This window comes from Paraburkholderia sp. GAS206C, from assembly GCF_050435645.1.
Lineage (GTDB): Bacteria > Pseudomonadota > Gammaproteobacteria > Burkholderiales > Burkholderiaceae > Paraburkholderia > Paraburkholderia phenazinium_B.
The window spans coordinates 168,756-190,721 of record NZ_JBNDKR010000001.1; the positions used below are offsets into that span (position 1 = coordinate 168,756).

Below are 21,966 nucleotides of genomic sequence, written 5' to 3' on the forward strand. Positions count from 1 at the left end.
TAACTCATTGAAACGTTGCACTGACCCGGCATTCCGGCAGACAAACCGCTATACGGCGCTCCACCCGCGCCTGCGCTTAAGCGCGAATTGCCATTTCCGACTCCGCAGTCGCTCAGGAGTCAAGCGATGGCCAAACGGATAAATCTGTTTATATCGAATTCCAAAACAATTGATGTTTTCTGTCAGAGAATGACGGTGAAACCGAAATTCGCGATGGGAAGAATAGATAAAACCGCGATATCTCATGTTCTTCCATCAGTCGCGCATTAAAATAAGAGAATGCGGTGATGAAGCGCCGCACAACGTTTCTCAACGAGACGTGGCAGACAGACGGTGAGCCCGGTGTGGATTGAGTTTCTGCGACATTCTGCAGACCATGTAAAAGTGTTACTGGATGCTAGCAAACGTCTTGCCGAACATCAAGCACCATTAAGGTGATATCGAAATCAGAAATAATCAGTAGGATTGTTTCAATCCTACTGAACCGCCAATTCCCCACACACCTCTTCATAGGAAAAATGGAAAAATCACGACCGCAATTATTTTTATCCCTTTCCAACACATTCAATAAAAAATCATTTATTAGTAATGCTATCCGCCCCTGCGCGGCCGTTTTCTGGGTTCAATGACAACGGCTGGGCATGGTTTTCCAGATGGAACGCTCGCATTGCCTATGCGCCCGGACTTTGACGGACGGTCAATCTATGCCATCCCGAACCGAAGAGCTTCCCACTGTCGTCCGGCGCATGAGCGCGGGCCAGATGCTGATGGCGGGTTCTTCGGTCAGCGCAGTGGCCGATGCCCTTCATCTGTCTACCGCCACCGTCAAACGCTATAAGGCCATGCTGGAGAGCGGCGGCCTCGACGCGTTGAAGAAGATGAGCGTCGGTGGCCGCTCGTCCGCGCTCGACGCCGCGGCGCTCGAGTGGGTCGCCGCCGCACTGCGCGGCTCCGCACGCGAGCACGGTTTCCCGAGCGATGCATGGACCAACGTACGCTTGCGCGAGCTGATCGCCGCGCGCTTCGGGGTGCAGTACTCGCGGGTCTACGCCTGGCAGATCGCGACCAATCTGGGACTCGGCCACCGGCTGTCGAAATCGAGCCGTTGACCGAACCCGTTATCCTCCTCTGCTCGCGCTCCTCACAACCGCCAGATGTCCTTCAACCGGCCAAATTCCGCGGGCCGGGTAAAGGAACGGTACAACTCGCCCACCGTGCCGATTGCGTGGGCCGGCTTGAGCGTCGCGCCGGGTAGCGCCTGGGTGATCCAGTCGTAGGCATTCATATCGCGCTGTTCGGCATGCATAGCGTCGGTCAGTGCGATTAGCGCCTTGTCGGCCGAATGGCTTCCAAGGTCCATGAAGCAACTCTCGAACGGGTGTTTCGCAGCAATCGTGGGGCGTACATCGGTAGTTCGGATGCTCACATCGGTCTCCTACGAGGGTTGTCCCTTCCCATGTACCAGATCGATGTGACAACGGATCGAATCTCTACAGGAATTCGCCCTGATTTTATGGGCGGGTTGCCGGCGCGCCACAGGTTTAAGGCCATTCGAGCCAGCGCGGCGGAGCGCCGTATTCTGGAGTTCCATAAAAATGCATGCCGCATGCGAAACCGTCCTTATTATTCGAGCGATTATGTCAGCACGTTGACACAGCACACCTGCCTCACCCTATCGGACGGCCCGGAAGCACAGGCCGCAAGCGATTCGAATATTTTCGACCCGGAATGCATGATTCCAAATAGTTAAATCGAACTGATGATTACCCGTCATTCCAGCAAGGACTCGGGATCTCCTCACGATTATTTTCCAGCTGACTTTTAAAAATCAAAAAATTAAATCAATATGAGAGCGAGCGCATATAAAATCGCGACTCAAAATCCAGCAAGTCTGTGAGTTTTACCCAAGATGAATAAAAGAAAACATCCGGCCCTGCGAGGTTCCAGAGGGAAATCGGCAGCGAAAGCCATGCTGCTGCCGCTTACAGTCCAATCGATCCGAGAACGGTCGTTACGCAGCCATCTCGCACTGGAAGCGTTGCGTGCCGGCTCGGGAAACGGCCATCTGCTGAGCGAACTGATTCATGTCCTGTATGTGGCCTGGTATCTGCAGGAAGCAGGTTTCGGCACGGCTGACGCCACGCTCTATACGCACGCGGAGCAGGCGCTCGAGCGCAGTGCGGCGCGGGCCACCGGGGCAGATGTCTGGCACCTGGAAGACGCCGAAGCACATGCGCTGGAACGGTTGCTGGCGCTGCACGACCAGCAGTTGCAGGAGACCCCCGTCAAGGTGATACAGGACGTGCACAAACGTCTCGCCCGCTTTGCGCAAAGCGACCGGATTGCACCGTGGCAAAAAAATGGCCCCGTCATCTCGCGATAGCGGGGCCGAGACCCATGTCAAGGAGTTAGTCATGGAGGAGACGGGCCAATCATAGCGGCGCCCCAGCCCACAGCCAACGAAGCGTTTTCGCTTTGCTTATCCATGCCCGCTTCAGGTGCATTTCACGGCGGCCCTGCGTCGATAACCCTCCCGGCGTATATCGTTAGAACGAAAAGTCGCTTCGTGCTGCTAGTATCGATCACTAAGATGGCGGTTTAAGTCCCGCGGGCCAAGTCCCGTTTGCCCGGCGAGTTTGCGCGCAGCCCTGCGCCGCGCCCCCGGCAGCCGCTACCGAAGGAGCATTTCGTTGACCAGTTTCGATCACCAACGCCGGCCGCTCGTCATCGGCATCGGCGGCACCACGCGTGCGGCATCGTCGACCGAGCGTGCCCTCGGTTTTGCACTGCGCGGCGCCGAAGCAGCCGGTGCACGCACCCGCCTGTTCGGCGGCACGTTCCTGCATAGCCTGCCGCACTACGCCCCTGAAGATCCGCAACGCACCGACGCCCAGCTCGAGCTGATCGAAGCCGTGCGCGAAGCCGACGCGCTGATCATCGCCACCCCCGGCTACCACGGCGGCGTCTCCGGTCTCGTGAAGAATGCGCTCGATACGCTCGAAGAACTGCGTGGCGACGAGCGTCCTTACCTCGACGGCCGTGCGGTGGGCTGCGTGGTCACGGCCTATGGCTGGCAGGCCGCCGGTTCGGTACTGACGTCGCTGCGCTCGATCGTGCACGCCTTGCGCGGCTGGCCCACGCCGTTCGGCGCCGGCATCAATACGCTCGAGACACGCTTCGAAACCGTCGATACCTGCTCCGACCCGAAAGTGGTCGACCAGCTTGCTACAGTCGGCCAGCAGGCCGCACAGTTTGCCCTCGCGTTCAGCACGCAGCACACGTCGGTGCCTCGCGGCGCGGCGCCCGAAGGCCGCACGGCCAAGGTGTTCACGCTCGCCAGCTAACTGGCAGGCGAAGGTACGCGGCGCCCCGGTGCCACGCAGCCCGTCAAACGGCGCCGCTACCTGCATCGGCATACGAAGCCAAAGCCGCAGCACGCCTGAATCAACCCTAAAAAGCACCCCTACGCTGCGTGTGCCAAGTAACAGACAGGCAGCGCGACGCACCGGATAGTGGTCTCGACGCATCCGGGGTCGCCTCATCCGAAATTGCGAAGACAGTTCCAGGTCGAGCGTAATTTGCTTGCGACGAATGATTGGTTCACTGGCGAGGCCACCGCGCCTACGCTTGTTCCTGCCCGCCGACCCTCCGGTCGACACTATGCGTCTGGCTTCCCTTGCAACGCACATGGGCAGAATCATCGCCAAAATCATGAATCGACAAGCTATCCAATACAAAGGTTACGAGGTCGCTCCGGTCGCGCAACAGTTGCCCAACGGGCTGTTCGCCGCGAATCTGACCATCGGCAAAACCACTGCAGATCCGAGCCGGGCGCATTCGTTCGATGCGCTCGATTATTTCTTCGACGAAGAACACGCGGTGGCCTACGCGTATCGTTGGGGACGTATGTGGATCGACAATCATCAATGACCAATACGTGACACGCACCAGTGGGAGCTGGTGTACCAGTTGGGTTTGACCTGAACAGAACGGCTTGCGCCGGTCTGCTCGATGACGCGCCTGGAATGGCTGTGACAGAATAGGCGTCATTCGAGGAGATCTCACGCATGACATGGACCGTCGACGAACAGTTGGCCCTAACGGCAACGCAAGCGGTGACTGCGATCCAGACCGGCCGGCTGAAAGCCACGGACTATGTCGCCACACTACTCGCTCGCGCTGCGGCGCTTTCGACCCTCAACGCCCTCACTGCGCTCAACATGGAGGGCGCACTCGATGCGGCCAGGCGGATCGACGCCATGACACCTGAAGCGCGCTCGGCATTGCCGCTTGCGGGTCTGCCAATCGTTGTCAAAGACAACATCAATACGGAAGGGCTTGTCACTTCGGCCGGCACGCCCGCGCTGGAGAACTTCGTGCCGCGCGCGAACGCGCCCACCGTGCAGCGCCTGCTCGACGCGGGCGCAATCGTGCTCGGCAAGGCCAACATGCACGAACTGGCGTGCGGCATCACCAGTACGAACTTCGCGCCGCATGCCGGTCACGTTCGCAACCCTTACGATCCGGGCCTGATTCCGGGCGGCTCCTCGGGCGGCACCGCCGCTGCCATTGCGGCGCGCATCGTACCAGCCGGACTCGGCGCCGATACGAGCGGGTCCGTCCGCATTCCTGCAGCGCTAACCGGTACTGCGGGCCTTCGTCCATCGGTAGGCGACGGAGGCGAAGAGCGCCGCTATCACGATCCGGACGCCGTGGTGCCGATCTGCCATACGCGCGACACCGTCGGGCCCATGGCGCGCGACGTCGCCGACATTGCGCTGCTGGACGGCGTCGTGAGCGGCGCCGGGCCGTTGCCTGAGGTTGCGCTGGGCGGTCTGCGCATCGGCTTGCCGGCGCCGCTATGGGACGGCCTGGAGTACGCGCTGGAAGACGTCGTGCGGGACGCGCTGACGCGGCTCGAAGCGGCCGGTGTGACGCTGGTGCCGGTCGAGATGGGCGAGTTGTTGCCACTGAGCAGCAAGGTCAGCTCGGCGGTGGCGATTCACGAAGCTCATCTGGATGTGCCGGCATGGCTCGTCGCCAACGATGCGCCGGTCAAAACGCTGGCCGAACTGGCGGCACGCATTGCCAGTCCGGATGTACGCGACATCTACGATGCGGTGCTTGCCGACCCGCTCGCCCATGAGTATCAGGATGCCCTCACCGTGTGGCGGCCGCAGCTTCAGCAACTGTATGCCCAGACCTTCGCCACGCAACAGCTCGATGCGCTGTTGTTCCCAACCACCCGCCTCGCCGCGGTGCCGATCGATGACCTCGCAGGTTCGTCGGCCGTATCGATCAACGGCGGAGTACCCATCGACGAAATGGACGCTTATCTGCGCAATGTTCAGCCTGCCAGCAACGCAGGCATTCCGGGCCTGTCGCTGGCTGCAGGCTTGACCGCTGAAGGTCTGCCGGTCGGTCTCGCACTGGACGGACCGCTTGGAAGCGACCGGCGGCTGCTGGCTATCGGCGTGGCGTTCGAGCAGTTGCTCGGCACATTACCGGCGCCGACCCTTTGATGCGCGCGCGGAAAGTTTCAGCGGCCGCTGACGGCCGCTTGCGCGAGTCAGCTCGCGTGGTAAGGACCGGAAGCAGATTCAGCGGTCGCGCACCTCTCGTGATGGCCAAGGCAGCCGCTCTGGTGGCTGTCGCCGTCGTAGCGAGCAGTTGCGCCGAGCTTGCTGCGGCCGATCCCGACGCGCTATGGAAAATCGTCGGCGGACAATGCGTGCCCGAAGCGCGCGCCAGCGGTCATCCCGGTCAATGTACGAGCGTGGATCTGGCCGACCACTACGCGATTCTGAAAGACATCAGCGGACGCAGCCAGCATCTGCTGATTCCGACTGAGCGTGTCACCGGAATCGAAAGCCCGAGCATCGTGGCGCCCGATGCGCCGGACTACTGGGCCGACGGCTGGAGTTCACGCAATACCGTGGAAGCATCGCTCAAGAAGCCGCTCGCCGCCGATCAGTTCGGACTGGAAATCAATTCAGAGTTCCGCCGATCGCAACAGCAATTGCATATTCATATGGATTGCATGCGGACGGATATCATCGACGCGTTGGCGCCTTACCGCCGCGATCAACCTGGCCAGTGGCACTGGGAGACGATAGACGGCGTTCGCTACCGGATCATGCGCGTCACCAGTCTGTCGCAGGACAACGACCCGTTCCGCATCGTTGCGCGCGATCACCCGGACTCGCAGTCGATGGCGACGCAGACGATCCTCGTCACCGGCGCGGGGCCTTCCGCCGATCAGGACGGCTGGCTCGTGCTCAATAGCGGACTGGATGTGGACAACGGCACGGGCACGGCAGAGGGGTTACTCGATCACGAGTGCCATCTGGCCGACGCACATTAGTGCGCAGTCGGCTGCTGGGCGGTTGGCTGCCACGAGGCTGACGGCCACCTGGTCAGTCACGCGCCAGCCGCGCTAATCAACCTCGCCAGTCAGCCACGTTCACTCGACCTCGTTCGAACCGCCCTCAACAGCAACGCTCACTAGCCAGCGGCGAATCACACTCTCCTCATCGGCGCTGAAGCCCGCGAGAATCTGCTGCTCGATCGCTTTCACGCGTGAGCGGCATTGCTTGAGCAGCGCCTTGCCGGCCTCGGTGACATCGATATGCTGAATGCGGCCGTGAACCGCATGAGGCCGCCGGGCGATCGCGCCACTGCGCAGCAGATTCGCGACGATCACGCTGACGGTTTGCGGCGTGAGCATGGCAAGGCGGGCGACGTCCGCATTTGACAGCCCGGGATACGCCACCAGCATCGTCAGCACCGTGAACTGCGGCGGCGTCACGCCGAGGTCGGCGAGCGCCCGCTCCATGCGTAACCGGTGGGCGCCCCCCGCCTGACGCAGCAGGTAGCCGATATACCCCTCCTCACCGCGCTTGCCCTCGCCGATGCGGGGTATGTCAGGTCGATCGTGTATGGTGGCCGGTTTGTGCATGGGTATCAGAGGTTTGGAAAGTATCAGAACTCGAATATTTTAACGTTCGTGCTCTGATATTAACCGGTAACGCCGTGCGCTGACAGCGGGCTCCGACAACCGCCCTACCGCCCTAAGCGCTTTTTTGCAGATGCTTTGCGCAACAAATTGGTTCGTCACCGGCGCAGGTCCCCGTACGATCGGTTTTAACGCGTCCGCTGACGCTTCCTGCATCCCGATCCGGTCCGACCCGTACTCTGCCGATGGCGATTTACCTCGACGACAAGCAACGCGAAGCCCTGACGCGCATGAGCGCGAGCTGGGCATGGCGCACAGAATGGCCGACCTGGGTGTTGATCGTCACGATTTACGGGGGATGGTTCAGCGTCGCGACGCACGCGCGCAGCCTGGGACTGCCGCTCACCACCGGTCTGCTGGCGCTGCTGAGCGCCTGGTACATGTCGCTGCAGCATGAACTGCTACACGGCCACCCTACCCGCTCGCGCCTCGTCAATGGTCTTCTCGGTTTCGCTCCGCTCGCTGTCTGGTTCCCGTATGGCATCTACCGCAATTCGCATCTGCGGCATCACGACGACGTGCATTTGACACGGCCCGAGCACGACCCGGAAAGCTACTTCGTCACCGGCGAAACGTGGCGACGTGCAGGCACCGCGACACGCGCGCTGCTAATGTTACGCAATACTTTTGTTGGGCGCCTGCTGGTAGGGCCGGCCTTCGCGATTGCTGCGACAACCATCGACGCGATGCGTAAGGTCGGTCGTGGCGACTGGCGCGAGGTTCCGTTGTGGCTTGCGCATGGCGTGTCACTCGGTGGCCTTGCGTGGTGGCTGCACACAGCCTGCGGAATATCTGTGTGGCTGTTTATGCTGGGCGTCGGCTACGGCGCGCTGTCGTTGAGTTCGATCCGCTCGTTCTACGAGCATCGTGCAGCCGAGGCTGTCGAGCACCGCACCGTGCTCAACGAAGCTGCGTGGTTCTGGCGTCTGCTGTTTCTGAATAACAACTATCATGCTGTACATCATGATCTTCCGCATGTGCCATGGTTTGCACTACGGAACGTCTATGCGACCTGCCGCCAGCAATACATGGAGCGCTCAGGAGGTTTTCTGGTGCACGGTTATAGCGAATGGCTAAGGCTTTTTGCATTCGCTCCGGTTGTGCATCCGGTGCATGACAGTCTGCCCGATCTCATCCAAAGGAATCAACCTGCTTCCGCCAGTTTTGCGGGTAAATTGCGGGCTAAATACATGGCCGTTGTCCCCCGAGGAGAACTCCGTGAAGCTAACCCACCCGCTACTGCTGAACGCCAACGCGCAAGACAAGTCCTATAAGATCCGCGCCCGCTACTCCATGTATGAACAGCATGATCGCATCCAGCCATGACCCGCGCCCCTAACTGGTTGTGGCCGCCACATTGGCCCGTGCCTTATGCAATTTTTTGTAGCTGTCGATCAGGCGGTGGTGCCTATCGAGCCCCTCCAGTTTCATACTCGTTGGCGTTAATCCGAAGAAGCGCACGCTGCCGTCCACCGCCCCCATGACCGCGTCCATCCGGGCGTTGCCAAACATCCGGCGGAAGTTGACCGCGTAGTCGTCCAGTTCCAGGTCGTCATCGAGCAGCACCTCCAGCACTACATTCAACGCCTGGTAAAACAATCCGCGCTCGACCGTGTTGTCGTTGTACTGCAGGAAAGCGCCCACCAGTTCCTGCGCCGCCTCAAATTGCTGCAAGGCGAGATGAATCTGCAGCTTCAACTCGAGAACTGTTAGCTGCCCCCAGTCCGTATTCTCGTCAAATTCGATGCCGATCAAAGTGGCAATATCGGAGTGCTCGTCCAGCTCACTGTTCTCCAACCGATCGAGCAGTGCCGCCAGGGCGGCATCGTCCAGTCGATGCAAATTCAAAATATCGGCGCGGAACAACAGCGCCTTGTTTGTGTTATCCCAGATCAAATCTTCTACCGGGTAAACTTCCGAATAACCGGGCACCAGAATCCGGCAAGCGACGGCACCCAGCTCGTCATACACCGCCATGTAAGATTCTTTCCCCATGTCTTCGAGAATGCCGAACAAGGTTTTTGCTTCGTCGGCGTTTGAGTTTCCACCCTGGCCAGAAAAATCCCACTCGACAAATTCGAAGTCCGCTTTGGCGCTGAAAAAGCGCCACGACACTATGCCGCTGGAATCAATGAAGTGCTCGACGAAGTTATTTGGTTCGGTCACGGCGTTACTGACGAAGGTGGGCGGAGGTAGATCGTTCAGACCTTCAAAGCTACGCCCCTGCAGCAATTCCGTCAGACTCCGTTCCAGCGCCACCTCGAAGCTTGGGTGCGCGCCGAACGAAGCAAAGACACCGCCTGTGCGCGGGTTCATCAAGGTGACGCACATTACCGGATAGGTCCCACCCAGCGACGCATCCTTGACCAGCACCGGAAAGCCCTGCTCTTCCAATCCCTGAATCCCCGCCAGAATGCGAGGGTATTTCGCCAGCACTTCGCTCGGCACATCAGGCAAGGCGATTTCACCTTCCAGAATTTCGCGCTTCACCGCCCGTTCGAAAATTTCGGACAAACATTGCACCTGCGCTTCGGCCAGCGTATTACCGGCACTCATGCCATTGCTGACATATAGGTTTTCGATCAGGTTGGACGGAAAGTACACCACTTCGCCGTCCGACTGCCGCACAAACGGCAGCGAACAGATACCGCGCTGCACGTTGCCGGAGTTGGTGTCGATCAGATGCGAGCCGCGCAACTCGCCATCGGGGTTGTAAATCTCCAGGCAGTACGCATCCAGAATCTCAGCCGGCAGTGTGTCCTTACGGCCGGGCTTGAACCAGCGCTCGTTCGGGTAATGGACAAACTCCGCATTGGCGATGTCTTCGCCCCAAAATGCACCGCCATAGAAATGGTTGCAATTCAGACGCTCGATAAACTCTCCCAACGCCGACGCCAACGCGCTTTCCTTGGTCGATCCCTTGCCATTGGTAAAACACATCGGCGAGTGTGCATCGCGGATATGCAGCGACCACACATTGGGAATGATATTGCGCCACGAAGCGATTTCAATCTTCATGCCCAAGTCCGCCAAAATACCCGACATATTGGCGATGGTTTGCTCCAACGGCAGGTCTTTGCCTGGAATATTGGTGCGAGCCTCGGGATCGGGATTTAGAGTCAGCAACGCCTGGGCATCGGCATCCAGATTCTCCACCTCTTCAATCACAAACTCGGGTCCGGCTTGCACCACTTTTTTGACCGTGCAACGGTCGATGGAACGCAAAATACCCTGGCGATCTTTGTCCGAGATGTCCGCCGGCAACTCAACCTGAATCTTGAAAATCTGTTGGTACCGGTTTTCCGGATCAACAATATTATTCTGCGACAGACGGATATTTTCGGTAGGAATATTGCGGGTTACGCAGTACAACTTCACGAAGTAAGCTGCGCACAAGGCCGATGAGGCCAGAAAATAATCGAAGGGTCCAGGCGCCGAGCCATCGCCCTTATAACGGATAGGCTGGTCTGCCACTACCGTGAAGTCATCGAACCTGGCTTCGAGACGTAGCTTATCGAGAAAGTTGACTTTAATTTCCACGGCGAAATTCCAAAAATGGTACTCAAGACAAAATATAAAGCGCCGTAAAAACTGGGCTTTAACAATAGCCAATCAACTAGCGAATGACGTTTCCTACCGCGAATTCTACTCCCACCCGGCCGTCAATCGCGGGGCTGAGTCCTTGTGGGGGGGCGTTCCTCCGCCGACCAAGCTTGTCAAAAACGCAACGCTGCGGTCTACCCCGGCTACCCGCACGGCGTGCTCACCACTCACGCCGATGTGATCAACCCGGATCTGCTTGCCTTTATCAAAGGCTATTCTCGCGACTTCCGTATATGGGGAACGACTGGAGATTCGTATCACAGAGATATGGAATCGAAACTTTACCTATTAAGCTCGTGACTTCATGATACCCGGCTGAGACATGTGGCATCACGCGGTGCTCCGTTGCGCCATCACCTTGCTTTTTTGGAGAGCATCTATGGTCGACGTCAAGAGAGAAAAGCTTGATCTGCGGGTTCGAGGAGTGGATTTGCGCATCTCGTCTATGCACAGGCAAGGTGTCGGCGAGCCGATTGTCTTTCTCCACGGATTCGGCTCCACCAAAGAAGATTACGCGGACATCGCGAGACTGTCCGCGTTTGATGGACGACCGTTCATCGCCTACGATGCGCCAGGCTGCGGCGAGAGCGAATGTGGCGAACTATCGGCGATATCTGTGCCATTCCTTGTTGACACCGCTCGCGCAGTGTTGAGCCGCTTTGATATCGAACGACTCCATCTGGTCGGCCATTCAATGGGTGGTCTGACATCGTTGCTGCTCGCACATGAAGAAGGCAGTCGTGTGCTGAGCTTTGTCAACATCGAGGGTAACGTCGCGTCTGAGGATTGTTTTCTGAGCCGGCAAATCGTGAGCCATTCTTCCGATGACCCTCACCGGTTCTTTACGGAATTCATCGACCGGAACTGGGGTGGCGTCGATCTTTCAAGCTCGCTGCACGCGTCGAGCCTCAAGCACAAAGTCCGCGCAGAAGCCGTGCAAAGCATCTTCATGTCGATGGTCGAACTATCCGACCACGGCGACTTGCTAGCGAAGTTCGTCGGATTGTCGTGTCGCAAGATGTTCATGTATGGCGAGCAAAACGCCCATCTCTCATACCTTCCGCATCTGGAGAAATCGGGCGTGACTCTCGCGTGCATTTCACAGTCGGGGCATTTTCCGATGTACTCAAATCCCGTTGAAATGTGGAAGCGAATCGCCTGCTTTCTTGGGTACGTCGTCCCCGAATGAGCCTGACTAAAAGGCCATTGTCGACAAAGCGCTTCGCTTCCTTGGGCCTGGAAAAAGCTCAGTCGGCAGGAGCCTAACGGCTGGCGATTGCCCGGGAGGCAGAGCGCTTCCCCCCTTGGGGGTCTGCATCTTCATCCATGAATCGTATCAGACGTATCCGTCATTGCGATTTTGCATATCAGGGTGAAAACACGAAATCCGGTTGCACGACATAGGCAGGTCCGACCTATCGTACTGCGCCTCAGCGTCTGGTCTTCGGTTTACGTTCCGGCTCGGGCGGCTGGTTCCACAGATCGGCTCCGAGATCCCGCACAAGCGTTCCGTGCACGTGCCGCAGCCGTGCCAACGCATCGCCTGCCTGCGCGGCCAGTTTCCTGCGGGGGAACCGGAGTGCGCGCGGGCAATCGTCTGCAGCCGGGCGCTCCCAATCCCATTCCAATGTGAATACCGCATCCGGCGTCGTGACCATGCGCAGCGCCCACCCCTGGTCGAGATTGTCGTAGAGCGTGTCCGGCGGCGCGTCGACATCGGCCAAAAGGGCAAGCAGTTCGCCGGCGCCGCATGCCGCGCCATTGAACATCTCGAGCCGCAGTTCGTGCTCGCCCTCGATGCATATGACGAGGTCAACATCGAAGCAGCCACGGTGGGCTTCACGCCACTGGCGCCATGAGGGCGCGGCCAGCAGAATGCGACGGTAATGCTCCGCGAGGGTCGCCTCCTGACCGATCGCGGTTTCGGCGCGGACGTACCCAAAATCATTCGCGAATGGCGTCAATGCGACCGGCGGAGTCTCGCGCGACCCGTCGGCCAGCATCCAGCCCGGCACGTAGTGAGGCGCCTCGAAGCAGACATCGAGACGGAAAGGTGGTGATGGGCGGCTGGAGGGCATCCAGTCTGTCGTGTCGGCTTCGCCAAGCCTGCTGACGGTCTCGTGGGCGTCCGCTGGTGCGATTGGCGCCAGCGCGCGGGGCCACCAGCGCCGCCAGAGCTGGGCGAGAGATACGGGCATCTCAAGCCTCCAGGCGGTTGGTCGACGTCGTGGCACTCCGTTGCGACGATGATCGTGCCGTCATGTGCCGGTCACCGCCCACGGCGCAACCAACAGGCATTCGGCCAGGTAGTCCAGCAACACCGTCACGCGTGCCGGCCGCAGAATACCCGGTGGAGTCACGAGGTTCACGTTAATGTCCGCTATACGCCATTCAGGCAGAACCTCTTCCAGTTCGCCACGTTTCAGGGCATCCCAGACGATGAACTCGGGCTGCAGCGCGAGGCCCCGTCCGGCGAGAAGCGCGGGACCAATCACGTCCGCATTGTTGCTTCTGATCCTGCCGCTTACCGGCACCGCGCACTCTTCCCCCGACGCGTGACGGAAGCGCCACAGGTCCGGCGTTGGCAGGTTGGTGTAGATCAGGCACGCATGCCGTTCCAGTTCTCGCGGATGACCAGGGCGCCCGTGATTGTCGAGATAGGCGGGCGACGCGACCAACGGCCTGCGCACCGCGCACAACCGCCGAGCACGTAGTGAGGAATCCTCCAGTTCTGCGATGCGAATGGCCACGTCGAGCCCGCTGGCCACCACATCGACCAGATGATCGCTGAGCGAGAGGTCGACGCCGACGTCCGGGTAGCGGTCAAGGAACGCAGGGATCAGCGGAGCCAGATATTTGAGCCCGAACGACATGGGCGCGGTAACACGCACGATGCCCTGCGGCGTGAGCGCCTGGGCGGAAGCCTCGGCTTCCACGGCTTCGCCATCGTTCAGGATGCGGATCGCGCGCTCGCGCGCCATCTCGCCGGTAGGTGTGAGCGAAAGCCGCCGCGAAGTCCGGTAAAGCAGCGCCGTTCCCAGCCGTTGTTCCAGCCGGCCAATGGCTTTCGATACGGTGGGTTGCGACATACCGAGTGCTTCCGCGGCTTTCGCAAACGAACCAGCGTCGGCGACGCGGGCAAAAATTGCCCACGCTTCAAGGTCAGGAAGAGTGTTCATGAAAGATCTGGCATAGGTTCAATTCCATTCATTCTATTTCTTGATTGGCAACGCTCAAATAGTATCAGCGCTACTGAGCACGGTGCAGACGGATCGGACCTAAGGGCGCTTCGCAACGCTTCAATGCAAGCGACACGCCTGCGTCACGGCAGCATGTTTGCGCGCCCGACAGCCAACGATGCTCAGTACGTATGGATGACCGGCTCGCCGATCTCCTGCGGGCGTGCTGCCGCGACCCGACGAGTCGCGGGCCGCTGCGTGTCCACTCCTTCCAATCGAGAGACGATGATGCCCCAAGCTCAAGCCAAACCCGGAAAGTTGCTTTTGTCCCCTTCCGACCACACGCTGATCCTCATCGACCACCAGTCGCAGATGACCTTCGCGACAAAGTCGATCGACCCGGTCGTGCTGCGCAACAACGTAGCGCTGGTGGCGAAGGCGGCGAAGGAGTTCTCCGTTTCGACGATTGTCACAACCGTTGCTGCGAAGACGTTCTCCGGTCCGATCTTCGACGAGATCAGTTCGGTGTTTCCCGGCGAGGAGTTCATCGACCGCACTTCGATGAACACCTGGGAAGACGCGCGCATCACCGACCGCGTGAATGCCATCGGCAAGTCGCGCATCGTGATTGCGGGCCTGTGGACGACCGTGTGCGTCGTCGGCCCGGCGCTGTCCGCGCTCGACCAGGGTTTCGAAGTGTACGTGATCGCTGACGCGAGCGGCGACGTCACCGACGAAGCTCACGAGCGCGCGATGCAGCGCGTCATTCAGGCAGGCGCGCGCCCGATGACCTCACTGCAATATCTGCTCGAGTTGCAGCGCGACTGGGCTCGCAGCGAGACCTACAACCAGACCGTTGCCACCGCGATCCAGCATGGCGGCGGCTATGGACTCGGCCTGGTCTACGCGAAGACGATGTTCGGCGGCAGCGAGGGTCACTGATCCTCACACGCACCGCACGCACTATAAAAATTGCGGCCCTCGACCCGGCGCAAAGCGCGGGCCGCCGTCCGCTTTCCGACCCAACTCCGACGAAGCGAAGTCAGCCCACCCATGAAGGTCTATCTGCTCTCCCTGGGAGCCGGCGTCCTCGTCGGCGTCATCTATAGCCTGATCAACGTGCGCTCGCCGGCACCACCGCTCATCGCACTGCTTGGCCTGCTCGGCATGCTCGGCGGCGAGCAGGTGATACCGGTCGCGAAGCGCCTCCTGTCAGGAACCACCCTGTCGGCCGCGTGGCATGACGCTCATTGCACGAGCCACGTCTTCGGCATGCTGCCGGGCCGCCAGGCTTCAGAGCAGGCGCGACGCGCGACGACCGACACTGAGGAGAACCGTTCATGACTACCTCTCACACCACTCCCGATCTCGTACTGCGCAACGCCCGCTTCACGACGCTCGATCGCGCGAAGCCGATAGCGAGCGCCGTTGCAATCCGGGAGGGCAAGTTCGTTGCCGTCGGCGACGATGCCGAGGTTGTGCCGCTTGCCGGCGCGACGACTCGTGTGATCGACCTGAAGGGCCGGCTGGTTCTGCCTGGTCTCATCGATAACCACACGCACGTCGTACGCGGCGGGTTGAACTTCAACATGGAACTGCGCTGGGACGGCGTGCGCTCGCTCGCCGACGCAATGAACATGCTCAGGCGCCAGGTTGCTGTCACGCCGCCACCGCAGTGGGTGCGTGTGGTTGGCGGCTTCACCGAGCAGCAGTTCGTAGAGAAGCGACTGCCGACCATCGAGGAGCTGAACGCCGTTGCGCCGGATACGCCGGTCTTCATCCTTCACCTTTACGACCGGGCGTTGCTGAATGCGGCCGCGCTGCGCGTCGTCGGCTATACGAAGGACACGCCCGAGCCGCCGGGCGGCCAGATCACGCGCGATAGCCAGGGCACCCCGACCGGGTTGTTGCTCGCGAAGCCCAACGCGTCGATTCTCTACGCGACGCTCGCGCGAGGGCCGAAGCTGCCGTTCGACTATCAACTGAATTCGACCCGTCACTTCATGCGCGAGCTGAACCGGCTCGGCATCACGGGCGTCATCGACGCAGGCGGCGGCTTTCAGAACTACCCGGACGACTACGAGGTCGTCCAGAAGCTGGCCGACGAAGGACAGATGACCATCCGTCTCGCCTACAACCTCTTTACGCAAAAGCCCAAAGCGGAGAAGCAGGACTTCCTCGACTGGACCAGGACTTCGAAATACAAGCAGGGCGACGATTACTTCCGGCACAACGGCGCGGGAGAAATGCTTGTCTACTCCGCCGCCGACTTCGAAGACTTCCGCGAGCCGCGTCCGGACATGCCGCCCCAGATGGAGGGCGAACTCGAGGAAGTGGTGCGCGTGCTGGCCGAAAACCGCTGGCCGTGGCGCCTTCACGCCACCTACGACGAGACGATCAGCCGGGCGCTCGATGTCTTCGAGAAGGTCAACCGCGATATTCCACTAACCGGCATCAACTGGTTCTTCGATCACGCGGAGACGATCTCGGAACGTTCGATAGACCGTATCGCCGCGCTTGGCGGCGGCGTTGCTGTGCAGCACCGTATGGCGTATCAGGGCGAGTACTTCGTCGAGCGTTATGGAGCGCCAGCAGCGGAGGCCACGCCGCCGGTCGCGAAGCTGCTCGAAAAGGGCGTGAAGATTTCAGCCGGTACCGACGCGACACGAGTCGCTTCGTACAACCCCTGGGTCTCGCTTGCGTGGCTGGTGACCGGCATGACGGTAGCCGGTCTGCGTCTCTATCCGCGGCGCAACTGCCTCGATCGCGAGACGGCGCTGCGCATGTGGACCGAGAAGGTCGCCTGGTTCTCCAACGAGCAGGGCAAGAAAGGCCAGATTGCGGTCGGCCAGTTCGCCGATCTGATCGTGCCAGACCGCGACTTCTTCGCCTGCGCGGAGGACGAGATTGCGCAGACGACATCGGAACTGACGATCGTCGGCGGACGCGTGGTGTACGGCGCGGGCGAATTCGGCCCTCTCGACGACAGCGCGCCGCCGCCCGCGATGCCCGACTGGTCGCCGGTGCGCCGGTTCGGCGGCTTCGCGGCGTGGAAGGACACTGCCGGCTCGCGCAGCGAAGGCGAATCCACGTTGCAACAGGTCGCCGCCGCGGCGTGTGGTTGCTCCACTGCCTGCCCGGTGCACGGCCACAGTCACGCGCGTGCGTGGTCGGGCAATGCTCCGACCTCCGACCTGAACGCATTCTGGGGCGCGCTCGGGTGCGCGTGCTGGGCGGTCTGACGTGAGCACCCTCAAAGCAGGCAACCCCGGCTGGGTGAGCGCGATCCTCGAATGGCGCTGGCTCCTGCCGGTGGCGCGCGCGGCGCTGGTGTCGGCGTACGTCCTCGGCGGCGTGACCAAGCTCGTGCATTTTCCCGCGGCCGTCGCCGAGCAGGAACATTTCGGGCTTCGTCCGGGATGGCTCTGGGCGGCGCTTGCGATCGCCGTCGAGCTTGGCGGGTCGGTCTGCGTGATCGCGAACCGGCTGGTCTGGCTGGGCGCGGGTGGACTGGCCTGTCTGACGGCCATCGCCATGCTCGTCGCCAACGACTTCTGGAACGCGGCGGGCAACGTGCGCTTTTCGGCGACCAACAGTTTTTTCGAACACCTGGGACTGATCGCCGCCCTCATCATGGTGGCACGGCTCTCCGATCTGTATGGCCGGCGCGGCGATGCCCGCTCCCAGCAAAAACACTAAAGGGACTCCAATACCATGCCAATGATCCGTTCCCTGATCGCGACCGCTCTGGTTTCAGCCAGCGTCGCGATGTCGTTTCCCGCTACCGCGACGCCTCCGGCGAACAGCGGCGTGCTTGCTGCACTGCATCCGGCGAGGCCGTCCATTGCCGTCGGACCACAATACGATACAACGCACGTCTATGTCGCCCCCGAGGACTTCGACCGCTTCACGGACAGCCTCGTCGCAACCTTCGGCGGCCACAAGTCACAGCAAGGCGTGTTTCAGGTGACGCCCACGCCGAGCCAGACCATGTCGCAGCTTGTCTTCACACCGGTCGGCACGGTTTCGGTATTCGGCTTCAAGACGCCTGTTCCCTGGCCGTTCGGCGACGAGCGTACAGGCTATCTCGTCACCGACATGGACGCCGCGGTCAAATCCGCGAAACTCCACGGCGCCGACGTGAAGGTCGCGACGTTCCCCGACCCTATCGGCCGCGACGCGATCGTCGAATGGCCGGGCGGTGTGCACATGCAACTGTACTGGCACACGCAGGCGCCGCACTACGACCCGCTGCAGACCGTGCCGGAGAACCGCGTCTATGTGTCGCCGCAGCGTGCCGATTCGCTGATCCACAACTTCGTCGCGTTCTCGCACGGCAAGGTTGTCTCCGATGAGCGCAATGCGCCGGGCGTCGAAATCGGTCGGCCGGACGACACGTATCGGCGCGTGCGCATCGAGTCGGGCTTCGGCAAGATGACCGTGCTGGTAACGGACGGCCATCTGCCTTGGCCGTTCGGCCGGGAGACGACCGGCTACGAAGTGACTGACCTCGCCGACACGCTGAAAAAGGCCGATGCCGCGGGCGCGAAGGTACTGGTCCCGCCGTTCTCAGCCGACCAGCGCGAAGCGGCACTCGTGCAATTCCCGGGTGGCTATATCGCCGAGATTCACTCGGTGGCCCATTAACAGCAACGTGCGCCGTGGGTACTTCTTGCACGACATCCATTTAACCGGACACCGGCGATGAAACCGGAAGACAACATACTCGCGGCGATTGCCGGCTATGTGGATACGCTCAGCTTCGTGGCCCTCTTCGGTCTGTTCACGGCGCATGTGACCGGCAACTTCGTGCTGATCGGCGCGGACGTTGCGGGTTTCGGACAGGGCGTATTCATGAAGCTGATGGCGTTCCCCGCGTTCATCGCTGGGGTGGGGTTGAGCAGCGCGCTCGTGAAGGTCGCGCGACCGCAGGGAGCGAACTGCAGCGCAGCGTTGCTGTATGCCGCTCAGGCGTTGCTGCTGCTGGCTTTCTGCCTCTCTGGAGTCGGCGCTGAGCCGGTTATCAGCGCAGGCAGCCTGCCGGTCGTCGCGTGCGGGATGCTGGGCGCTGCAGCGATGGGTGTACAGAATGCGCACGGACGTCTGATTGTCCGTGGCGGCGTACCGAATACCGTCATGACAGGAAACGTCACCCAGGCTGTGCTCGACGCGATCGAACTCGTTTCTTCCGAGATGGCGGCCGACGCGAAGACGGCCGTCCGCACACGCTTTGGCAAGACGCTGCAGGCAGTAGCATGTTTCGGTGTGGGCGCCATTGCCGGCGCGCTTGCATACCGGCATGTTTCGTTCTGGGCGCTGCTGTTGCCCTTTGCGTTGCTCGTCTGGCTGGCACTCGCCGCGCGCCGCGACGGGGCGGACACGGCCGATCGCGAAGCGATGCCGGATTCGCCCCGATGATCGGGAGATTGCGTATGCGCAATGTCCCGCCGCTGTTTCGGTATTCGCCGTACATCGTCGCGATCACGCTTGTCCTGAATGCCGGGTCATACGCGAACGCCGATGAGCTGGCGTCGGATTGTACGGTTCCGCGGCCGTCGGTATTGTTCAACCGGTGGCAGGAAGACTGGTCGGTTCTGGCGAATCCGTGCGTGCCGGCAAAGCCGCTGGATGGACTCAAATACATGCCCCTTGGCGGCGATCCGGATTCGTACCTGTCTCTTAGCGCGAATCTGCGGGAGCGCGTCGAGGTCAACGATGCGCCGCTTTTCGGCATCGGCGTGGGACATTCGGATACGTATCTGATTCAACGGGCTCAGGTCAGTGCCGATGCATATATAGCGCAGCATTTCCAGTTCTTTGTCCAACTGGAGGATGCGCGAGCGTTCGGCAAGGACACCGTCTCGCCGGTCGACAAGAACCCGCTGGATCTGGAGCAGGCCTTCGTCGCGTGGGTTGGGCAACTGGCAGGCGGAACGGTAAAACTTCGCCTCGGCCGTCAGGAAATGGCGTTCGACCTGCAGCGATTCATCTCCGTTCGCGATGGCCCGAACGTGCGGCAGACCTACGATGCCGTCTGGGCCGACTATGAAAACGGCAAGTGGCGCTTCATCGGCTACGCGACGCAGCCGGTGCAGAACGGCGACGTCTCGGCGTTCGACGATGCATCGAACCAGCACCTCACGTTCAGCGGCGTACGCTTCGAGCGTCAGGATGCCGGGCCGGGCGATCTCTCCGGATACTACTCGCTGTACAGCCGGAGCAATGCGCAGTTTCTCGACGCAACCGGCGATGAGCATCGGAACGTGTTCGACCTGAGATATGCGGGGAAAACTGGACGTGCCGACTGGGACGTGGAATCGATGTGGCAGACCGGCCATGTCGGCAGCAAGACGATCGGCGCGTGGGCGGTCGGCTCGCTTGCCGGCTACACGCTCGACGCACCGTGGACACCGCGCCTCGGCATCCAGATCGACGCGGCATCCGGTGACCGGCATCCCAACGACGGACGAGTGGAAACGTTCAATCCGCTCTTTCCGAACGGTTACTACTTCACGCTGGCGGGTTATACGGGCTATGCGAACATCATCCACATCAAGCCATCGATTACGCTGAAGCCGTCGAGCCGTCTCGCGTTGCTGGCCGCACTCGGTTTCCAGTGGCGCGAGACGACGGGCGACGCCGTGTACCAGCAGGGTAACGCCATCGTGCCCGGTACCGCGGGGCACGGCACCCGGTGGACGGGCATGTACGCGCAGCTACGGGCAGACTGGACGATCGCTGACAACCTGATCGGCTCGGTCGAAGCGGTCCATTTCCAGGTCGGCAATTCCATCCGGAGCGTGGGCGGCAGCAATGCCGATTACGTCGGTGTCGAACTCAAATATGGCTGGTAATCCGCTGTTGTCCTGGAATTGCTGGGATACATGGAGCGTTCGGGAAATTTTCTGGAAATGGGCTACAGCGAATGGGTAAGGCTACACGTATCGGCCCCTCGCCGGCAGGTCCACATCAGACAGACAAGGCGTCGATAATCCGTCGCGCGGAAACGACCTCCGCGTGCTGCGCAATGACCTTGTCGAGCAGCATCTGGTGTACATCGGGATTGGGATCCGCACAGCAGTCGCCGGCGACCAGCGCACGATAGTCCATATCGAACGCCTGTCTGACGGTCGACAGCACGACGCCAGCCGTCGTGATGCCGGCGAGCACGAGTGTCTCGATACCGCTCGCACGCAGCAGTATCTCCAGGTCCGTCCCGGTGAATGCGCCCACGCGATGCTTGATGACGACGGGCTCGTCCTCCGCTGGCGCGAGCGCCGGATGGATTGACGTATCCACGTCACCACGCGCGAACAGGCCGTTTTGCTTGAGCAGCATGAATAGCCGGTTTCGCGCGCTGACTTCCGGGTGGCCAGGTCTGAACGCGACCGTCACGTAGATGACCGCCATGCGGCCTATGCGTGCGGCGGCGATCATGGCCGCCGTGTTGGCGAGCACCGTGTCGACCTGGTCAGCGGGGACATAGTTTTCCAGAAGCATCTTCTGGTAGTCCATTACAAGCAAGGCCGATTGACCTGGATGAAGGCTAAACTTTTCGGACATGAACAAACTCCCTCAAAGACCAGAAGATGGCGCAGGCTGGACCCGACCACCTCCACGAACGTGTGCGCGTCGTGTGATACATTCACGGATCCCACCTCGTGGATATAAGTGGCGGTATCCTGCGGCGCAATTTTTGATCAAACATGCAAAAAAACAGAGATTCCGTTGCGGAGCTCGCGTTCGAGCTTCGCGAGACTTTAAGCCGTGGCGCGAGACTTATTCGAGTTGAGTCAGGCCCTCCGTTATCGCAGCTCACAGTCCTTGGCCATCTTCAGCGCCAGGGCGCGCTAAGCACGAACGACCTCGCCGCGGCCGAGCGTGTCCGTCCGCAATCAATGACAATCACTGTTCGAGCGCTCGAAAACGACGGACTCGTCGAACGCCGGCCACATCCGACTGACGGTCGAACAGTATTGATCCAACTGACACGCAAAGGCATCAAGACGCTGGAAAGTATTTTCGCAGTCCGCGAAGACTGGTTGAATTCCGTGATGCTTGAAAAGCTAACGGAAGTCGAACGTCACGAGCTGCGCCGAGGATTGGCACTCATCAAGAGAATTATCGACACGCGGGAATAGTTCGCCAAGCGTGCGCAGCCTCGACCTG

General features: G+C 60.8%; 23 protein-coding genes. 17 read left to right on the top strand and 6 right to left on the bottom strand.

Features of this window, described 5'->3' with window-relative positions:
• The first annotated feature begins 704 nt into the window (after positions 1-704).
• Positions 705-1,109: a helix-turn-helix domain-containing protein gene (locus tag P3T20_RS00825; protein WP_074268773.1), complete on the top strand. Its 405-nt coding sequence runs from the start codon at positions 705-707 to the stop codon at positions 1,107-1,109.
• A gap of 32 nt (positions 1,110-1,141) precedes the next feature.
• On the opposite strand, the gene P3T20_RS00830 is transcribed toward P3T20_RS00825, so the two are convergent.
• Positions 1,142-1,426, bottom strand: coding sequence for a hypothetical protein (locus tag P3T20_RS00830; protein WP_074268774.1), 285 nt, complete (start codon positions 1,424-1,426; stop codon positions 1,142-1,144).
• A gap of 30 nt (positions 1,427-1,456) precedes the next feature.
• On the opposite strand from P3T20_RS00830, the gene P3T20_RS00835 reads away from it, so the two are divergent.
• From P3T20_RS00835 to P3T20_RS00860, 6 genes are all read left to right on the top strand, one after another.
• The gene (locus tag P3T20_RS00835; RefSeq protein WP_143787703.1) at positions 1,457-1,750 is read left to right on the top strand and encodes a hypothetical protein; all 294 of its coding nucleotides are present in this window, start codon (positions 1,457-1,459) and stop codon (positions 1,748-1,750) included.
• Positions 1,751-1,909: 159 nt separating this feature from the next.
• Entirely contained in the window at positions 1,910-2,383 is a 474-nt protein-coding gene (locus tag P3T20_RS00840) for a hypothetical protein (protein ID WP_074268775.1), read from the top strand.
• 307 nt (positions 2,384-2,690) lie between these two features.
• Positions 2,691-3,344 (top strand): NADPH-dependent FMN reductase, encoded by a 654-nt coding sequence (locus P3T20_RS00845; protein WP_074268776.1) that lies wholly within the window; start codon positions 2,691-2,693, stop codon positions 3,342-3,344.
• A gap of 367 nt (positions 3,345-3,711) precedes the next feature.
• Positions 3,712-3,930, top strand: a complete 219-nt coding sequence (locus tag P3T20_RS00850) for a transcriptional regulator (protein ID WP_074269490.1) — start codon at positions 3,712-3,714, stop codon at positions 3,928-3,930.
• Positions 3,931-4,067: 137 nt separating this feature from the next.
• Positions 4,068-5,522: an indoleacetamide hydrolase gene (gene iaaH / locus P3T20_RS00855; protein WP_429285739.1), complete on the top strand. Its 1,455-nt coding sequence runs from the start codon at positions 4,068-4,070 to the stop codon at positions 5,520-5,522.
• A gap of 101 nt (positions 5,523-5,623) precedes the next feature.
• The gene (locus P3T20_RS00860; RefSeq protein WP_074268778.1) at positions 5,624-6,364 is read left to right on the top strand and encodes a CDP-diacylglycerol diphosphatase; all 741 of its coding nucleotides are present in this window, start codon (positions 5,624-5,626) and stop codon (positions 6,362-6,364) included.
• A gap of 99 nt (positions 6,365-6,463) precedes the next feature.
• Here the strand turns inward: P3T20_RS00860 and P3T20_RS00865 are convergent, their stop codons facing one another.
• Entirely contained in the window at positions 6,464-6,958 is a 495-nt protein-coding gene (locus P3T20_RS00865) for a MarR family winged helix-turn-helix transcriptional regulator (RefSeq protein ID WP_429285740.1), read from the bottom strand.
• Between the two features lie 242 nt (positions 6,959-7,200).
• Between P3T20_RS00865 and P3T20_RS00870 the strand changes: the two genes are divergently transcribed.
• Entirely contained in the window at positions 7,201-8,289 is a 1,089-nt protein-coding gene (locus tag P3T20_RS00870; RefSeq protein WP_429285741.1) for a fatty acid desaturase, read from the top strand.
• 61 nt (positions 8,290-8,350) lie between these two features.
• On the opposite strand, the gene P3T20_RS00875 is transcribed toward P3T20_RS00870, so the two are convergent.
• Positions 8,351-10,555 (bottom strand): OsmC domain/YcaO domain-containing protein, encoded by a 2,205-nt coding sequence (locus tag P3T20_RS00875; protein WP_429285742.1) that lies wholly within the window; start codon positions 10,553-10,555, stop codon positions 8,351-8,353.
• Between the two features lie 442 nt (positions 10,556-10,997).
• On the opposite strand from P3T20_RS00875, the gene P3T20_RS00880 reads away from it, so the two are divergent.
• Positions 10,998-11,807, top strand: coding sequence for an alpha/beta fold hydrolase (locus tag P3T20_RS00880; protein WP_429285743.1), 810 nt, complete (start codon positions 10,998-11,000; stop codon positions 11,805-11,807).
• A gap of 241 nt (positions 11,808-12,048) precedes the next feature.
• Here the strand turns inward: P3T20_RS00880 and P3T20_RS00885 are convergent, their stop codons facing one another.
• Complete coding sequence (locus P3T20_RS00885) at positions 12,049-12,816, bottom strand: hypothetical protein (RefSeq protein ID WP_429285744.1); 768 nt, start codon at positions 12,814-12,816, stop codon at positions 12,049-12,051.
• Positions 12,817-12,876: 60 nt separating this feature from the next.
• On the bottom strand, positions 12,877-13,797 hold the full coding sequence (locus P3T20_RS00890) for a LysR family transcriptional regulator (RefSeq protein ID WP_074268784.1): 921 nt from the start codon (positions 13,795-13,797) through the stop codon (positions 12,877-12,879).
• 288 nt (positions 13,798-14,085) lie between these two features.
• Between P3T20_RS00890 and P3T20_RS00895 the strand changes: the two genes are divergently transcribed.
• The 7 genes from P3T20_RS00895 (at position 14,086) to P3T20_RS00925 (ending at position 20,651) form a co-directional block, all read left to right on the top strand.
• Positions 14,086-14,739 (top strand): hydrolase, encoded by a 654-nt coding sequence (locus P3T20_RS00895; RefSeq protein WP_429286176.1) that lies wholly within the window; start codon positions 14,086-14,088, stop codon positions 14,737-14,739.
• 111 nt (positions 14,740-14,850) lie between these two features.
• Entirely contained in the window at positions 14,851-15,141 is a 291-nt protein-coding gene (locus P3T20_RS00900; RefSeq protein WP_074268785.1) for a XapX domain-containing protein, read from the top strand.
• Complete coding sequence (locus P3T20_RS00905; RefSeq protein ID WP_429285745.1) at positions 15,138-17,039, top strand: amidohydrolase; 1,902 nt, start codon at positions 15,138-15,140, stop codon at positions 17,037-17,039. The genes P3T20_RS00900 and P3T20_RS00905 overlap by 4 nt, the downstream gene beginning before the upstream one ends.
• A gap of 1 nt (position 17,040) precedes the next feature.
• Positions 17,041-17,496 carry a DoxX family protein gene (locus P3T20_RS00910; RefSeq protein WP_429285746.1) on the top strand — a complete coding sequence of 152 codons (456 nt, stop codon included), beginning with the start codon at positions 17,041-17,043 and terminating at the stop codon, positions 17,494-17,496.
• A 15-nt stretch (positions 17,497-17,511) separates the two neighbouring features.
• Positions 17,512-18,444, top strand: a complete 933-nt coding sequence (locus P3T20_RS00915; RefSeq protein ID WP_074268788.1) for a glyoxalase — start codon at positions 17,512-17,514, stop codon at positions 18,442-18,444.
• Between the two features lie 57 nt (positions 18,445-18,501).
• The gene (locus tag P3T20_RS00920; RefSeq protein WP_429285747.1) at positions 18,502-19,215 is read left to right on the top strand and encodes a YoaK family protein; all 714 of its coding nucleotides are present in this window, start codon (positions 18,502-18,504) and stop codon (positions 19,213-19,215) included.
• Between the two features lie 14 nt (positions 19,216-19,229).
• The gene (locus P3T20_RS00925) at positions 19,230-20,651 is read left to right on the top strand and encodes an alginate export family protein (RefSeq protein ID WP_429285748.1); all 1,422 of its coding nucleotides are present in this window, start codon (positions 19,230-19,232) and stop codon (positions 20,649-20,651) included.
• Between the two features lie 115 nt (positions 20,652-20,766).
• Here P3T20_RS00925 and P3T20_RS00930 read toward each other — a convergent pair whose 3' ends face one another.
• Positions 20,767-21,360 (bottom strand): cysteine hydrolase family protein, encoded by a 594-nt coding sequence (locus P3T20_RS00930; protein ID WP_429285749.1) that lies wholly within the window; start codon positions 21,358-21,360, stop codon positions 20,767-20,769.
• 143 nt (positions 21,361-21,503) lie between these two features.
• Between P3T20_RS00930 and P3T20_RS00935 the strand changes: the two genes are divergently transcribed.
• Entirely contained in the window at positions 21,504-21,938 is a 435-nt protein-coding gene (locus P3T20_RS00935) for a MarR family winged helix-turn-helix transcriptional regulator (RefSeq protein ID WP_429285750.1), read from the top strand.
• Positions 21,939-21,966: the final 28 nt, after the last annotated feature.

Excerpts from the sequence above, each read along its gene's own strand:
- P3T20_RS00885 (WP_429285744.1), bottom strand. The coding sequence starts at position 12,816 with ATGCCCGTATCTCTCGCCCAGCTCTGGCGGCGCTGGTGGCCCCGCGCG.
- P3T20_RS00920 (WP_429285747.1), top strand. The coding sequence starts at position 18,502 with ATGAAACCGGAAGACAACATACTCGCGGCGATTGCCGGCTATGTGGAT.
- P3T20_RS00880 (WP_429285743.1), top strand. The coding sequence starts at position 10,998 with ATGGTCGACGTCAAGAGAGAAAAGCTTGATCTGCGGGTTCGAGGAGTG.
- P3T20_RS00935 (WP_429285750.1), top strand. The coding sequence starts at position 21,504 with ATGCAAAAAAACAGAGATTCCGTTGCGGAGCTCGCGTTCGAGCTTCGC.
- P3T20_RS00930 (WP_429285749.1), bottom strand. The coding sequence starts at position 21,360 with ATGTCCGAAAAGTTTAGCCTTCATCCAGGTCAATCGGCCTTGCTTGTA.
- P3T20_RS00835 (WP_143787703.1), top strand. The coding sequence starts at position 1,457 with ATGTACCAGATCGATGTGACAACGGATCGAATCTCTACAGGAATTCGC.
- P3T20_RS00840 (WP_074268775.1), top strand. The coding sequence starts at position 1,910 with ATGAATAAAAGAAAACATCCGGCCCTGCGAGGTTCCAGAGGGAAATCG.
- P3T20_RS00860 (WP_074268778.1), top strand. The coding sequence starts at position 5,624 with ATGGCCAAGGCAGCCGCTCTGGTGGCTGTCGCCGTCGTAGCGAGCAGT.
- P3T20_RS00905 (WP_429285745.1), top strand. The coding sequence starts at position 15,138 with ATGACTACCTCTCACACCACTCCCGATCTCGTACTGCGCAACGCCCGC.
- iaaH (WP_429285739.1), top strand. The coding sequence starts at position 4,068 with ATGACATGGACCGTCGACGAACAGTTGGCCCTAACGGCAACGCAAGCG.
- P3T20_RS00915 (WP_074268788.1), top strand. The coding sequence starts at position 17,512 with ATGCCAATGATCCGTTCCCTGATCGCGACCGCTCTGGTTTCAGCCAGC.
- P3T20_RS00865 (WP_429285740.1), bottom strand. The coding sequence starts at position 6,958 with ATGCACAAACCGGCCACCATACACGATCGACCTGACATACCCCGCATC.
- P3T20_RS00925 (WP_429285748.1), top strand. The coding sequence starts at position 19,230 with ATGCGCAATGTCCCGCCGCTGTTTCGGTATTCGCCGTACATCGTCGCG.
- P3T20_RS00850 (WP_074269490.1), top strand. The coding sequence starts at position 3,712 with ATGAATCGACAAGCTATCCAATACAAAGGTTACGAGGTCGCTCCGGTC.
- P3T20_RS00900 (WP_074268785.1), top strand. The coding sequence starts at position 14,851 with ATGAAGGTCTATCTGCTCTCCCTGGGAGCCGGCGTCCTCGTCGGCGTC.
- P3T20_RS00890 (WP_074268784.1), bottom strand. The coding sequence starts at position 13,797 with ATGAACACTCTTCCTGACCTTGAAGCGTGGGCAATTTTTGCCCGCGTC.
- P3T20_RS00895 (WP_429286176.1), top strand. The coding sequence starts at position 14,086 with ATGCCCCAAGCTCAAGCCAAACCCGGAAAGTTGCTTTTGTCCCCTTCC.
- P3T20_RS00825 (WP_074268773.1), top strand. The coding sequence starts at position 705 with ATGCCATCCCGAACCGAAGAGCTTCCCACTGTCGTCCGGCGCATGAGC.
- P3T20_RS00870 (WP_429285741.1), top strand. The coding sequence starts at position 7,201 with ATGGCGATTTACCTCGACGACAAGCAACGCGAAGCCCTGACGCGCATG.